At 39.5% G+C, this 14,528-nt stretch carries 12 protein-coding genes; 11 read left to right on the forward strand and 1 reads right to left on the reverse strand.

Going from position 1 to position 14,528, the window contains the following annotated elements; genetic code table 11:
* Positions 1 to 75: 75 nt before the first annotated feature.
* From IEE83_RS30865 to IEE83_RS30915, 11 genes are all read left to right on the forward strand, one after another.
* Positions 76 to 459 (forward strand): winged helix-turn-helix transcriptional regulator, encoded by a 384-nt coding sequence (locus IEE83_RS30865; RefSeq protein WP_194124554.1) that lies wholly within the window; start codon positions 76 to 78, stop codon positions 457 to 459.
* A 90-nt stretch (positions 460 to 549) separates the two neighbouring features.
* Entirely contained in the window at positions 550 to 1,803 is a 1,254-nt protein-coding gene (rocD, locus tag IEE83_RS30870) for an ornithine--oxo-acid transaminase (protein WP_194124869.1), read from the forward strand.
* A gap of 9 nt (positions 1,804 to 1,812) precedes the next feature.
* A complete protein-coding gene (locus tag IEE83_RS30875) occupies positions 1,813 to 3,204 on the forward strand; it encodes a S41 family peptidase (RefSeq protein ID WP_194124555.1) in 1,392 nt (463 codons plus the stop codon).
* 171 nt (positions 3,205 to 3,375) lie between these two features.
* Positions 3,376 to 3,630 carry a GlsB/YeaQ/YmgE family stress response membrane protein gene (locus tag IEE83_RS30880; protein ID WP_194124556.1) on the forward strand — a complete coding sequence of 85 codons (255 nt, stop codon included), beginning with the start codon at positions 3,376 to 3,378 and terminating at the stop codon, positions 3,628 to 3,630.
* Positions 3,631 to 3,741: 111 nt separating this feature from the next.
* Positions 3,742 to 5,295: a GH3 auxin-responsive promoter family protein gene (locus IEE83_RS30885; protein WP_194124557.1), complete on the forward strand. Its 1,554-nt coding sequence runs from the start codon at positions 3,742 to 3,744 to the stop codon at positions 5,293 to 5,295.
* A gap of 68 nt (positions 5,296 to 5,363) precedes the next feature.
* A complete protein-coding gene (locus tag IEE83_RS30890) occupies positions 5,364 to 8,462 on the forward strand; it encodes an SbcC/MukB-like Walker B domain-containing protein (RefSeq protein WP_194124558.1) in 3,099 nt (1,032 codons plus the stop codon).
* Positions 8,463 to 8,522: 60 nt separating this feature from the next.
* Positions 8,523 to 9,722, forward strand: a complete 1,200-nt coding sequence (locus tag IEE83_RS30895) for a hypothetical protein (protein ID WP_194124559.1) — start codon at positions 8,523 to 8,525, stop codon at positions 9,720 to 9,722.
* A gap of 152 nt (positions 9,723 to 9,874) precedes the next feature.
* Positions 9,875 to 10,264: a sugar 3,4-ketoisomerase gene (locus IEE83_RS30900; protein ID WP_194124560.1), complete on the forward strand. Its 390-nt coding sequence runs from the start codon at positions 9,875 to 9,877 to the stop codon at positions 10,262 to 10,264.
* A complete protein-coding gene (locus IEE83_RS30905) occupies positions 10,261 to 11,358 on the forward strand; it encodes a DegT/DnrJ/EryC1/StrS family aminotransferase (RefSeq protein WP_194124561.1) in 1,098 nt (365 codons plus the stop codon). The genes IEE83_RS30900 and IEE83_RS30905 overlap by 4 nt, the downstream gene beginning before the upstream one ends.
* Positions 11,355 to 12,275, forward strand: coding sequence for a glycosyltransferase family 2 protein (locus IEE83_RS30910; protein WP_194124562.1), 921 nt, complete (start codon positions 11,355 to 11,357; stop codon positions 12,273 to 12,275). The genes IEE83_RS30905 and IEE83_RS30910 overlap by 4 nt, the downstream gene beginning before the upstream one ends.
* Positions 12,272 to 13,030 carry a class I SAM-dependent methyltransferase gene (locus IEE83_RS30915; protein WP_194124563.1) on the forward strand — a complete coding sequence of 253 codons (759 nt, stop codon included), beginning with the start codon at positions 12,272 to 12,274 and terminating at the stop codon, positions 13,028 to 13,030. Before IEE83_RS30910 ends, IEE83_RS30915 begins: the two co-directional genes overlap by 4 nt.
* Before the next feature lie 2 nt (positions 13,031 to 13,032).
* On the opposite strand, the gene IEE83_RS30920 is transcribed toward IEE83_RS30915, so the two are convergent.
* Positions 13,033 to 14,430 (reverse strand): high affinity choline transporter 1, encoded by a 1,398-nt coding sequence (locus IEE83_RS30920; protein ID WP_194124564.1) that lies wholly within the window; start codon positions 14,428 to 14,430, stop codon positions 13,033 to 13,035.
* Positions 14,431 to 14,528 lie beyond the last annotated feature (98 nt).

The raw sequence follows: 14,528 nt of genomic DNA on the forward strand, positions 1-14,528 counted from the left end.
CTTAGCGTAGCACAATAACGTACGCGAAAACCAATAACTTACTTTGAAGTAACTAATGCTGACCATCAGGCAATTATGATAAAAGAAAATTTGAAAAAATATGTCGTGCTGGAAGATTGTCCGGTAAGAAATGTGCTGGACCGGGTCGGCGACAAATGGTCTATTCTGGTCATTACAATTTTGGGTGAAGCCGGCACTTTGCGTTTTAATGAGCTGAACGCAATCATCGGCACCATTTCTCAAAAAATGCTGACGGTGACGTTGAAAACACTGGAAGCCGATGGACTCATTTCCAGAAAAATTTACCCGCAGGTACCTCCACGGGTTGAATATACTTTGACGCCGCTTGGAGAAAGTTTATTGCCTGCCATGTCGCTGCTTGTGGATTGGGCTTTGGAAAACATGCCTGCGATTAAGGCTTCGCGGGAGAAATATTCGAATCAGAAAGAGTTGGTTTGATTCTTTACTTTTTCGTTTCGCTTAAAACACCCGTGATTTGCGTATTTTTGCACAATCTAAATCGAATGAATCTGCTTTAACGTAAATATGATGGCAAATTATACAGACACAACCATGCTCGAGGCGACACAACTTGCAATGGAGTTGGAAGGAAAATACGGCGCGCACAATTACAAACCGATGCCCGTGGTGCTTTCCAAAGGTGAAGGTGTGTATGTTTGGGATGTGGAAGGAAAACGATATCTCGATTTTTTATCAGCTTACAGCGCTGTCAGTCAGGGACATTGTCATCCGAAAATTATCGCTGCCATGATTGAGCAGGCGCAAAAATTGACGCTGACTTCCCGTGCTTTTTACAGCGACAAACTGGGAGAATGTGAAAAATTTCTATGTGAATATTTCGGTTATGACAAGGTTTTGATGATGAATTCCGGTGTTGAAGGAGGTGAAACTGCTTTGAAACTTACCCGGAAATGGGCTTATAAGGTGAAAGGCATTGCAGCAAACCAAGCCAAAACGGTATATGCTTCCGGAAATTTCTGGGGACGTACGCTGGCCGCCATTTCTTCTTCGACAGATCCGTCAAGTACTGATGATTACGGACCGTTTTTACCAGGTTTTCTGATCATTCCTTACGATGATCTTGAAGCTTTGGAAAATACATTTAAAAGTGACCCAAACATTGCCGGTTTCATGGTTGAACCCATTCAGGGAGAAGCAGGGGTTGTGGTACCAAAAGAAGGATATTTGAAAGGGGTACGCGATTTGTGTACAAAATATAACGTTTTGTTTATTGCGGATGAAGTGCAAACAGGAATCGGGCGAACCGGAAAAAGACTGGCTTGTGACTGGGAAGATGTGAAGCCGGATATTCTGGTTCTTGGAAAAGCATTATCAGGCGGAACTATGCCGGTTTCCGCAGCTTTTGCCAGTGATGAAATTATGCTGACCATTGCTCCCGGGGAACACGGTTCAACTTATGGTGGAAATCCTTTGGCTTGCGCCGTAACAATGGCTGCTTTGCAAGTTGTGGAGGATGAAAATCTGGCTGAAAATGCTGAGATTATGGGACAGCTTTTCCGTCATAGAATGGAAACTTTGAAGGGGAAATGTAATCTGATTGAATTGGTTCGTGGCAAGGGTTTATTAAATGCGATTGTAATAAATGACACGGAAGAAAGTGCTACGGCGATGAATTTGTGTTATAAAATGATGGACAAAGGATTGTTGTGCAAACCTACACATGGTAATAAAATCCGTTTTGCTCCGCCTTTGGTAATCACCGAAGAACAAATGAATGCTGCTTGTGATATCATTGAAGAAGTTTTTTTGTCAACAAACTAAAATAACTTAATGAAAAAGGTCTTTGTTCTGCTACTTTTTGTAACTGGTTTTTTGGCAGCTTGTCATGAAAAAAATGTTGATCCTGCTACCAATACGGAAACCAATCAATGGATTCTTGATCAGATGAAAACCTGGTATTACTGGAATGATAAAATTACGGCAAATCCAGACCTTAATCAGGAGCCGGAAGCCTTTTTCAATTCTCTGTTATACAAATTTGACGCAACATCTCGTCCCGACGGGGACCGTTTTTCATGGATTGAAAGTGATGCGGATGCTTTAAAAGCAGAATTAAGCGGATCAACCAAAACCACGGGGATGGAATTGAAGCTGTTTTACTATCCAACCGGCGGCTCCAATATTGTAGGTCTCGTTGCTTATACCTTGCCCGGTTCACCCGCCGCTCTGGCTGGTATTAAGCGTGGCGCCGTTTTTACCCGGATCAATGACCAGAAACTTACCGCATCGAATTATTACGATCTGGTTTATTCTGATGCATCGAAAACTTTTACGATGGGAAGTTTAACGGACAAAGATTCTATCGTTGAAACAACTGTTAAAAAAGATGTCACGCCGGTAAGTTTTCAGGAAGATCCGGTTTTCTTTGATACCACTTTTCAATACGGAAGCAACACCATTGGTTATCTTGTTTATCACCAGTTTATTACCAGTAAAAACGGAAGCGATAAAAAGGAATATGATACAGAACTTGATAATAAAATTGCTGCATTTAAAGCCAAAAATGTAAATTCTCTAATTTTGGATCTGCGGTATAATCCGGGAGGTTATGTAAGTTCAGCGACAAATCTGGCCAGTCTGATTGGAAAGAATATATCTGATAGCAAAGTATTTTATTACAAAGGCTATAACGCTACCATCACACCCGTACTTCAAAAAGAATACGGTGATGATTATTTCAATGACAAATTTGCTTCCAAAAGCCAGAATATCGGCTCAAATCTTACTAATCTGATTGTTCTGGTTTCTTCACGCACCGCTTCTGCAAGTGAATTGCTTATCAATGGATTGAAACCCTACATGACGGTTACGCTGGTGGGAGATAAAACGGTGGGCAAAAATGTTGGATCTATTACACTAAGTGATAAGACCGGAAAAGTAAAATGGGGATTGCAGCCGATTGTTACCAGATCTTACAATAGTCTGAAACAATCCGATTATTCAACAGGTTTTACACCGGATATAGCGGCAAAAGAAGGACTGAGATTGTATCCTTACGGTAATCCGAAAGATCCGTTATTAGCCGCTGCTCTGGCTAAGATTGTTGGTTCCCCAGTTACGCGCCAGACACCGGAAGCATTAAGAATTTCCTCATCTTATAAGGAAGTCATGTCCACAATCGAAAGGAAAGCGGGTGGAAGCAACATGTTCTTTGATAAATAAATTTTATTCGCTTAAACCCAGAACTGCAATTAATTATAGTGGGATTTTGTCTGTTTCCCGAAGTTCATCAAGTTACTTTTCAGGATATTTTTGTGAAATTTTCAGGTTCGGTATACTTTTTATAATATTAGAAAAGCTTTCAAATTTCTAACACTATAAACAGAAGACACTATGGGCATTTTGACTTGGATTATCGTTGGATTAGTAGCAGGGGCCATCGCAAAGGCATTACATCCGGGAAAAGATCCGGGAGGATTTTTGGTGACAATATTGATAGGTATTGCCGGGGCTGTTGTCGGCGGCTGGATATTTTCACTGCTGGGATATGGTCCTGTCGACGGATTTAATATTGGTAGTCTTTTTATTGCCATTTTAGGTGCTGTTTTACTTCTTTTCCTTTATAGAAAATTTAGTACAAAAGCATAAAAAGATTTTGATACGATGGAGAGGGAATAAGGTTGCAATCTTATTCCCTCTCCATTTATTTTGTTATTTTTGAGAAATTCCTGATAAGGATTTGTCAACAACCCGATTACTATGAAACTGGTGAATAATATGACTGTGTGGTTTTTGAAGCGACGCTTTGAAAGGATCGAGCAGTTTATGAAAAACCCTGTTGAAACCCAGCAACGTATATTTTCTGAACTAATTGAAACGGCCAGATATACCGAATGGGGCACAAAATATAATTTTGGTCAAATAAAATCCATAAAGGAATTTCAGGAGCAGGTTCCGGTTTCTTCCTATGAAGAATTATATCCATACATCGAACGCGTTCTAAAAGGGGAGCCCAATGTTCTTTGGCCGTCACAGATCGAGTGGTTTTCAAAATCATCAGGAACAACAAACGCCCGAAGCAAATTTCTTCCCGTTTCTCCGGAAGCACTAGAAGAATGTCATTATGAAGGCGGCAAAGACATGATGACGCTCCTGATTCATAACAGGCCCGAAACACGGGTTTTTGATGGAAAAGGTTTATCAATCGGTGGAACTTTACATGCAAATCCATTTGATGATTATACACAGGTTGGAGATGTTTCTGCGGTAATCATGCAAAATCTCCCTGCCTGGGGTGAATTCATGCGCACACCTCCTTTGGAAGTGGCGCTTATGGATCATTGGGAAAGCAAACTGGAAAAAATGGCTGAAATTTGTTCGCAGGAAAATGTCACCAGTATTTTAGGAGTACCAACCTGGACGATCGTTTTGCTGGATCAGATTCTTGCCAAAACCGGTAAAAAAAATATGCTTGAAGTCTGGCCGGATTTTGAAGTTTTTGTTCATGGAGCCGTTTCTTTTGAGCCTTACCGTGATTTATTCACGCAAAAATATTTTCCTTCCGAGCAGGTAACTTATCTTGAAACTTACAGTGCGTCCGAAGGTTTTTTCGCCATTCAGGATGATCTTTCCAAAGTTGGAGAAATGCTTTTAATGCTGGATTATGGCATTTTTTACGAATTTATACCCATTGATGAAGTTGGAAAACAACATCCGAAAGCACTATTGCTTGATGAGATTGAAGTAGGAAAAAACTATGCAATGGTGATTTCTACCAATGCCGGTCTGTGGCGTTACCTGATTGGCGATACAGTGAAATTTACTTCCAAATATCCTTTTCGCCTGAAAGTCAGTGGACGTACAAAACATTTTATCAATGCTTTTGGTGAAGAAGTTATCGTTGAAAATGCAGATCATGCTATCAAAATTGCTGCCCAAAATACAGATTCACTCGTAGCCAATTATACAGCCGGACCCGTTTACATGGGCGATGGTTACCGTGGGCGTCATGAATGGATTATCGAGTTCACGAAAGAGCCCGAAAATCATGATGAGTTTACCAGAATTCTGGACGAAACTTTGCGTGAAGTAAATTCTGACTATGACGCAAAACGGTATAAGGATATGGCGCTGTTATCACCACTTGTGCATTTTGCCCCGGCGAATACTTTCTATAACTGGATGTCAAAACGCAACAAACTGGGCGGACAAAACAAGGTTCCAAGACTCAGCAACGACAGGATTTATCTGGAAGATTTATTGGGGACGTCGGCTTTCGGCAGCCAGCAATCGGCTTCTGACGTTAGTCATTAATATGCTTATCAAAATTTATCACCCTTTATTAAGCCGATAGCCGACTGCTGACGGCCGAAAGCCTTACTATGATTCCCAAGTATCTCAAAATAAAAGGTTTATACTCGTATCAATCGGAACAGGAAATTCAATTTGATGCTTTAACAGACGCATCTTTATTTGGAATTTTCGGTGCCGTGGGTAGTGGGAAATCATCAATTCTGGAAGCAATTACTTTTGCGCTTTATGGAGATACAGAGCGTCTGAACCGCTCGGGCGACGATCGTACTTATAATATGATGAACCTGCGGTCGGACGAGTTGCTCATTGATTTTGAATGTATTGCGGGAAAACCAGCGGAGTTATACCGGTTTACGGTTAAAGGAAGAAGGAACAGCAAGAATTTTAAAGATGTAAAAACCTTTGAAAGAAAAGCGTATAAATGGGTTGAAGGCGCCTGGATGCCTCTTCCGGATGAAGAAAATGCGGAACGGATTATTGGATTAAGTTATGACAATTTTCGTCGTACGATCATTATCCCACAGGGTCGTTTTCAGGAATTTATTGAACTGAAAGATGCTGAGAGAACGCGCATGATGAAAGAACTTTTCCAACTGGAAAAGTATGATCTGAGCCGGAAAGTTGGGACGCTCAGCAAACAGAATGATCTGGAATTATCAAATCTGGATGGACAGTTACTGACACTGGGTGAAGTAACGCCCGAAATGATTTCGGCTGAGGAAATCAAGAGGGAAGAAATAAGACAGCTGATCAAGTCAATCCATGAGGAACTTGCTACGCAGACTGAACTTGAAAGCCAGTTTCAGAAAATAAAGCTGATTGCGGAAAAACTGCAATTGCTTAATAATCAAATTCTCAGCCTGGAATCGCAAAAACCGGATATGGAATTGCGCGAAGAAACGCTCCGGGTTTTTGAGATTTGCTCGCTGCATTTTAAATCGCTTTTTGACAGAAAGAAGTCCTATGTCGGTGCCATTGAAAGAGATAAGCAATTATTCGAAAAAAACTTTCGAAGAAATGCTGAACTGGATTCTACCTTAACACAACAAAAAGAAATACTGGCAAAAATTCAGCCGCAATATGAAAAGCGGCAAGAATTACTGGATACGGCTGAGGAGTTGGGAAAAGTGATCCAGATTGTTGAAAATAAAATCTCTTTGGAAAAAAATAAGGGCGCGCTTTTAAGAGGAGAAATAAAATTGCTGGAAAAGGAAAAAGCGATTGAATTATTGAAAATACAAAAGCTGGAAAAAGAAGAACTGAATGAAAAAATAAAAGCCAATTTGTCAGATATTCAGGAGCTTAGCCAGATTAAAGTTTGGTATACTACGTCGGACAGCTTAACTGAAAGCAGGATTAATATCAAAAAAGAAGCGGACGATTTAAAGGCTGAAATCGTAAAACAGCAAAGCATTTTATTAATAAAAACGGAAGAGGCAAATCAGCTTTTCTCTTTACAAATTCTTCCGGAAGCAAGTCAGGAAGTGATTCAGAATTCAATTTTGGATTATTTGCTGGTTAATGAAAAAGCAGGTGAGGATTTGAATCAAAAGCTGGTTTTGGCGAATACGCGATTGGCTTTACAAAGATTTGCGAATAGTCTGGAAGATGGTAAGCCCTGTCCGTTATGCGGCGCAGAACATCATCCGTCCGTTTTACATGAAGACAATTCGGTTTTTGAAGAAATAAAAAACATCGAAGTTCAGCGTATTAATTTACAAAAACTGGAACAGGCTATTCGTCAGTTCCAGTCTCCGGTGGAAAGAATTTTTAACCAGATTGAAAATCTTGAAAAACAGAAGAGTACGATTAAACGGCGCTGGACAGAAATTCGGGCCAGAATTGATGCCCATGACAAAACATTTGTCTGGGCAAAATTTGACAGGAATAACAGAGAAGTTTTTGAGAAGCATTTTGATGAAGTCGTAAAAATCCAGACGGAAATTAAACAAAATGAAGCTGCAATCAAGGCGATTTCGCAAAGTATTGAAGTTGAAACAAAAGAGAAAGTTGAAAAAATAGAACAGCCGCTTCAAAATCTCAGAAATGAAATCCTGAAAATTGAAAATACAGTGTCTACCTTATCAGGACAGCTCGAAAAGGTCAGTTTGGATAACTTTGAAAATGTTGATACTGCTTCAATTTCTGAAAAAATTGAAGCGTTGAAAAATCAATATAAAGATCTAAACCGTTTGTATGAGCAAACGGAAAAGCAGCTTGATATCCTTGAAAAAGAAAAAGATACGATTTCCGGCAGCCAGAGTATCTTACAGGAAACACTGGAAAGGAATAAAAATGAATTAGTTGTCACTCAGTCTGAAATTGAAAGTCAGTTAAAAGAACATCAGTTTGAATCAGAGGAATGGGTTGGTAAAATTCTTCAAAAGCCAGTTATTATTGACCAGGAGCGAAAGGCTATTGATCAATATAAAAATATGTTAAGTAATGCCAAAAGAGATCTGGAAGCATTAAAAGTTGAAAATGAAGATCAACATTACGATTCTGAAAAACATGCGGCTGTGCTTGCTCAAAAAGAAACACTTACGCTGAACCTCAATAATAAAAGAAAAGAAGAAGGCCGTTTGGATGGTCTGCTTTTAAAAATGGCCCAGGATCTGGCTAAAAAAGAATCGCTGCAAAAAGATAAAATCAGGCTTGAATTAAGAAAAGAACATCTTGATGATCTGGCCAGGTTATTCCGTTCCAGCGGATTTGTGGATTATGCGTCAAGTATTTATCTGCAAAATCTTATCCACGCAGCCAATGAGCGTTTCCACCAGATGACCCATCAGCAACTTCATTTGGAACTGGGTGAAGGAAATAGTTTTTGGGTCCGGGATTTGCTGAACGGCGGACATATGCGGTTACTGAAAACACTTTCCGGCGGACAGAAATTTCAGGCGGCTTTGTCGCTTGCACTTGCCCTGGCCGATCATATTCACGTAAGAAATGAGTCAAAACATAACTTTTTCTTCCTCGATGAAGGTTTTGGTTCTCTTGACAAAAATGCCTTACAGACTGTTTTTGAAACGTTAAAATCCCTAAGAAAAGAAAACCGGATAGTGGGAATTATCAGCCACGTTGAAGATTTACAACAGGAAATTCAGGCTTATCTCCGAATTGTTGAAAGTGAAGAAGGAAGTAAAATTATGACGAGTTGGGGTTAGGAATTGTGCCAGGTTAAAAGTTATCTTTATAGGACGTTATTAATACCACTCCCTGACAACATGTTATTTGAGGAATTTTACCATTCTTTCGGACGAAGAATTGAATCAAAACTTGCGTCTGAATATTGGCTTTGGAAACTTGTAGCTTTTTCGGTGTTCATTTCTCTTTTTCTTGCTTTCCCTCCTTACTCTTTATTATTAGGTCACCTCAGTGAACATGGCATGAAGCTGGATGCCTGGGTCTTTGTTCAAAATCAAAGCCATGACCTTTTTCATCCGCAAGGTATGGACCTGGATGTGCGCCGTGAAAATATGATTTTTCGCTGGGTACTTCCGCTTTTATCCTTTCTGACAGGGCATAATGTTGTCATTATAGTTTTATTGCAATCGATTCTGGGTGTTTTCTTTATTTACGAAGTTGGAAGGTGGGTTTATTCTGTTTCAAAAGATAAGATTACAACTGCCTTATTCGTCGTTTCAATTGCTAATATTTTCGTCTGCACCTGGACTTTTGCAGATATTTACGGTTATGGCGATGGTTTTGCTTACTTTTTTCTTTTAGTGGCATTGCTAAAAAGAAATCCGGCAATTATTTTTATAGCCTTGCAAATTGCTTTTTTTACGGATGAAAGAGCTGTTATTGCCGGAGGATATTTGCTGATTTTTCATATTTTAATCAAGGCCTATGAGCTTAAAGATTTCCGGCTGGTTACGTTGTTGAAAAATATATTCTCGGGTCCAAATATCTGGATCTGGTTTGCATGGATATTCTATTTTGCTGTTCGGTTTTACGTAAAGGGTAAATACTTCCCGGATCACAGTTACAGCACATTAGGCACGCCGGTTCTATTTGCTGATGCACATCGCTATGGCCTTGGAAGCAGCCTGTGGACAGCATTTGAAGGTACGTGGTTGCTTATGAGCGCAGCAATTCTGGCGTTGTGGCTTACTAAAAAGTATATATTATTATTGGGGATAAGTTTGGGATTTATCGTCTTAATAGCCACAGGAATTTATGTTCATGATATTGATAGGGCATTATCCTATGGATTTCCATTTTTATTGATGGCCCTTTATATACTTTTTCAAACAGTTTCATTGAGATCGATTAGGCTGATACTCTTTTTTACCGCGACCGTTTGTGTAATTCACCCGATGGTTTATTATATGGGTTACAACAGGATTCTGTGGATGGAACCGTTTCCTGTAAAAATATTTATGTTGTTTGATTACTGGATGAAATGGGATCTGTTTTCCTGAAATCTTTGCCGGATTTTAGTTTACATACCATTTAATAAAATTATAGCCGATATAAAATTTAACAAGATTTATTTAAGAACTTTAATAAAATCCTGCCCCACAGCACTAGTTATCTTGCTTTATATGTCAAAATATAATTTAACCCATCATCTATGCCTAAATTATTACAACTGGACACTTTTAATGCAGATTCAGGGAATCTGACGGTTTTTGAAAAAATTATTCCCGGTACAATCAAAAGGGTATTTTATATCTATGGAGCTACGGAGCTTAGTCGCGGTGGTCACAGGCATCACAGTTCGTGGAATGCGCTCATATGCCTGAATGGGAGCTGCCACATATACAGTTGTGACGGGAAGAGTGAAGAGGATTTTATTTTGGACAATCCGGCAAGCTGCCTTGTTCTGGAACCTAAGGACTGGCATATAATGGATTCATTTTCAAAAGATTCTATTCTTTTGGTCTTGTCAAATGAATATTACGACAGAGCAGATTATATTGATGAACCTTATTTACTGCGTTCGCAAGAGTTCTCTTTATGATTCCTTTTCTGGATTTAAATCAAATCAATAAGCCGTATCTTAAAGCTATTGAGGAGGCCTCTTTACGTGCTGTTCGCTCCGGATGGTATATTCTGGGTCCTGAATTGCTGTCATTTGAAAATTCTTTTGCGGAATATTGTAACGTCAGTTTTTGCATAGGAGTAGCTAACGGACTGGATGCCATTGGCCTCATTCTTCGTGCCTATGACTTTCCCGAAGGAAGCGAAATTATCGTTCCGGCCAGTACGTATATAGCATCAGTGTTACCGGTAAGCTACTTAAATTTAATTCCGGTTTTGGTAGAACCTGATCCGGTTACAATGCTGATCGATCCGGGTAGAATTGAGGAACGAATTACGCCGCTTACACGTGCGATTCTTTGTGCGGACTTATATGGTCGGAGCTGTGAAATGGATAAAATCATGGAAATCGGAGCTCGTTATAATCTGAAAATTATTTCGGATGCAGCACAGGCACATGGAGCATTGTACCAAAACAGAAAAACAGGAAGTATCGCTGATGCCACAGCTTTCAGTTTTTATCCAACAAAAAATCTTGGAGCACTGGGAGATGCCGGTGCTGTAACCACTATGGATGCCGAACTGGCAGAGAAAATATTCTATCTGCGGAATTATGGATCGAAGGAAAGATATAAAAATGAATATCAGGGAATTAATAGTCGACTGGATGAAATCCAGGCAGCTATTTTGAATGTGAAATTGCCATTTTTGGATAGAGATAATAAGAAACGACGGGAAATCGCCAGACGTTATCTGACAGAAATAAAGTTGAAAGATCTTGTTTTACCTCCCGCAGACCGGATTGATGAAGATGCCTGGCATTTGTTTGTGATAAGACATTCCGAGAGAGCTGCTTTAATTCAGCATCTGGATAGGGCAGGAGTACAAACCAATGTGCATTACCCTTTACCTTTTCACAAACAAAAAGCCTATCAAAACCTCAGCCATTTGGAGTTGCCGCTTACAGAAAAAATTCATGAACAAGTTCTGAGTCTACCGCTGAATCCGATACTGACGGATCAGGAAGTTACTGCTGTCATCAACGCTGTAAATACATTTGAAAAACTGCAATGAAATTATCCGTCATCATACCTGTATATAATAGCGAAGCTACAATTGAATTACTGGTTAAGAAATTACAACAGGAATTGAAAGATATTCTATTTGAAATTATTTTGATCAGTGATGGAAGTTCAGACCGCTCCAATATAATTTGCAGCAGGCTGGCAACAGAATCTGGAAATGTAAGATTTATAGCTTTACGCCGGAACTATGGTGAATTTAATGCAGTGATCTGTGGTTTGAACTGGGCCAGTGGAGAATTTTGTGTCATGATTGATGATGATTTTCAAAACCCGCCGGATGAAATAAGAAAACTTGTCAACCGGGCAGAAGAGGGCAGTTATGATGTAGTTTATACTTTTTATTCTAAAAAAGAGCATGCCATTTATCGTAATCTTGGCAGCCGGCTGGTAAACTGGATTACCAGTTATTTGCTGAACAAACCGAAAGATTTATATCTGTCGAGCTTTAAATTAATTCGAAAAGAAGTGGTGGAGGAGATTATTAAGTATAAGGGTCCTTATCCTTACATTGACGGTTTGATTTTCAGGATTACCAATAATATAGGAACTGTTCAGGTCATTCATCAAAAACGTGAAGAAGGTAAGTCAAATTATACCTGGCGAAAGCTAATTTCTCTTTTTCTCAATATCTTGTTTTGCTATTCTTCGCTTCCGATCCGCCTTTTCATGCCGATTGGTCTGGGTTTATTCGGACTTGGTTTTTTCTTTCTGTTATTCTTATCCGGTCAATGGATGATTGGTCCGGATCCAAAAGGCTGGCAGGTGGTTACGGCAGCTGTACTATTTGTTGGTGGTATTCAATGTACTTTGCTTAGTGTTTTGGGAGAATATATTGGTAAAAGTTTTATGGCGCAAAGCGGCCAGCCGCAATATGTTATTAAATACAACAGCGAAAATATTCTATGATTAATAACCGGGCTGAATACCAGCGGATGTTTGAGGTTGAACAAAAATTGTGGTGGTATCAAATCCTTCATGAAAAAGTTTTATATCAAATTAAAAAACATTTTAAAAAGAATAAAGACATTACCATTCTGGATGCGGCATGTGGGACTGGCGGACTTCTTTCTTTTTTTAAAATAAACGATTATCGCAATGCCATTGGATTTGATTATTCTCAACACGCGATCGAGTTTTCAAAAGAAAGGAATCTGGATGTAAGTTTTGGCGATTTGAGAAATGTGGATTCTTTTAAAAAAGGTGAGACTTTCGATGTGATTTGCTGCAATGATGCACTTTATTTTCTTGACGATACTGAAATTATAAACGCATTAAAATCTTTCAAAAACCGGCTTAATACCAATGGTTTGATTTTGATCAATATACATGCACATGAAGCTTTTTCCGGAACACACGACGTGGCCGTTGGAAGTTCGAGAAGGTTTGTATTGAAAGATTTTGCCGGTTACGCAAAGGCTGCTAATCTGAAAATTGACAATCATACGTACTGGCCGTTTTTCCTTTCGCTGCCGATTTGGCTGGTGAGGAAATGGCAGCGATATCAAATGCGCTCAGGAAAAATAAGTAAAACTGATTTACATTCTGACGTAAGTTATCCGGGAGATTTTGTCAACGGAATTTTGAAAACGATTACCTATATGGAAAGTGTTTTTCTCCCAACGGCGCCTTTTGGGAGTTCTTTGTTTCTGGTTTTGAAATAATATTATTCACCAGGACTTGCCAGAATACGAGTTTGAAATATCCTTTCAAAATAAATTCCCAACACCATAGCCAATCCGCTTGCAAGCAAACCATAAATAAGCGGAGGATATTCTGTCTCAGCCCATATGGATAACATCCAGATTACCAATCCGGCTACCATTGATAAAATACATCCGAGCTGATTTGCTCGTTTCCAGTAAATCCCGGCAGCTAACGGAATAAAAAGTGAAACGAGACTGAAAGCAGATGATTCGGCTACGAGTTCAAAAATACTTTCTCGCGTGGCGGCCATGAAAATACAGACGCCCGTAATTACAACAATTCCCATGCGGATAATTAACAACAATTGTTTGTCCGTAATTTCAGGTCGAAAAAATTTGATTACGTTTTCTCCTAAAATTGCAGCAGGAGCCATAATTGCGCTGCTGGTTGTACTTAAAATTGCAGAAACCAAAGCACCGAAAAACAGTATCTGCAAAGGTAAACCCGTGTGAAGTAATACCATATTGGGTATAATCATCTGACGATCGTTGCCTAATTCCGGATACAAATGATGACCGCAAAGCCCGATAAATAGTGGAAGCAGGGCAACGGTCAAATACATAAACGAGGACAACAATGTTGCTCTGACAGAAACCTTCGCAGATTTAGCAGACATCACTCTTTGAAAAACATCCTGTTGAGGAATGGATCCCAAACCGATGGTGATCCAGGCAGCAAAATATTCGATGGAATCTTTAAATGTAAATTGGGGATAAGCTCTAAAAAAATCTTTTGGTGCGGCCTTCAAAAGCGGGGTAAAACCACCAACTTTCAGGTATAAAACGATCGCCACAATCAGCAATCCGACGATGATCATAATGGTCTGTAAAAAGTCTGTAACAGAAATCGACCACATACCGCCCCAGATCGTATATAAAATCACTACGCAAGAACTTAATAGAATACATTCTGTTAACGACCAACCCAAAATTACTTTCAAAACAATTCCCATGGCAAGTAGCTGCGCAGCAATCCAGCTGAAATAGGAGGGGATGATCATCAATGCAGAAAGTAATTCTGCCGGACGACCATATCGTATTTTGAAAAAATCACAAAAGGTGATGATATTCATTTTATAAAATTTTCTGGCGAAAAACAGTCCTACCAGAAATAAGCAGAGTGCTGCGCCGAATGGATCTTCAATCACGCCCAATAGTCCTTTATCAATAAATTCTGCCGGGGCGCCCATAATAGTTTCCGAGCCAAACCAGGTCGCGAAAGTTACCGATGCTGCCAGAAAAAGAGGTAAACGCCTACCCGCCAATACGAAGTCTGCGGTGGTATTGACTCTACGCGAAGCCCAAAGTCCAATGCCAAGATTCAATAACAAATAAGCGATGATTGCAACTGCGAGCATGTCCGGGAATAGGAATAAAAAGCTATATGCAATTTTACGAACAAATTTGCAGACAGTCTATTTTGCGATAGTTTATGAATAAAAAACGATCAGTTTAG

Origin of the sequence: Dyadobacter subterraneus (assembly GCF_015221875.1) — a bacterium.
Taxonomy (GTDB): domain Bacteria; phylum Bacteroidota; class Bacteroidia; order Cytophagales; family Spirosomataceae; genus Dyadobacter; species Dyadobacter subterraneus.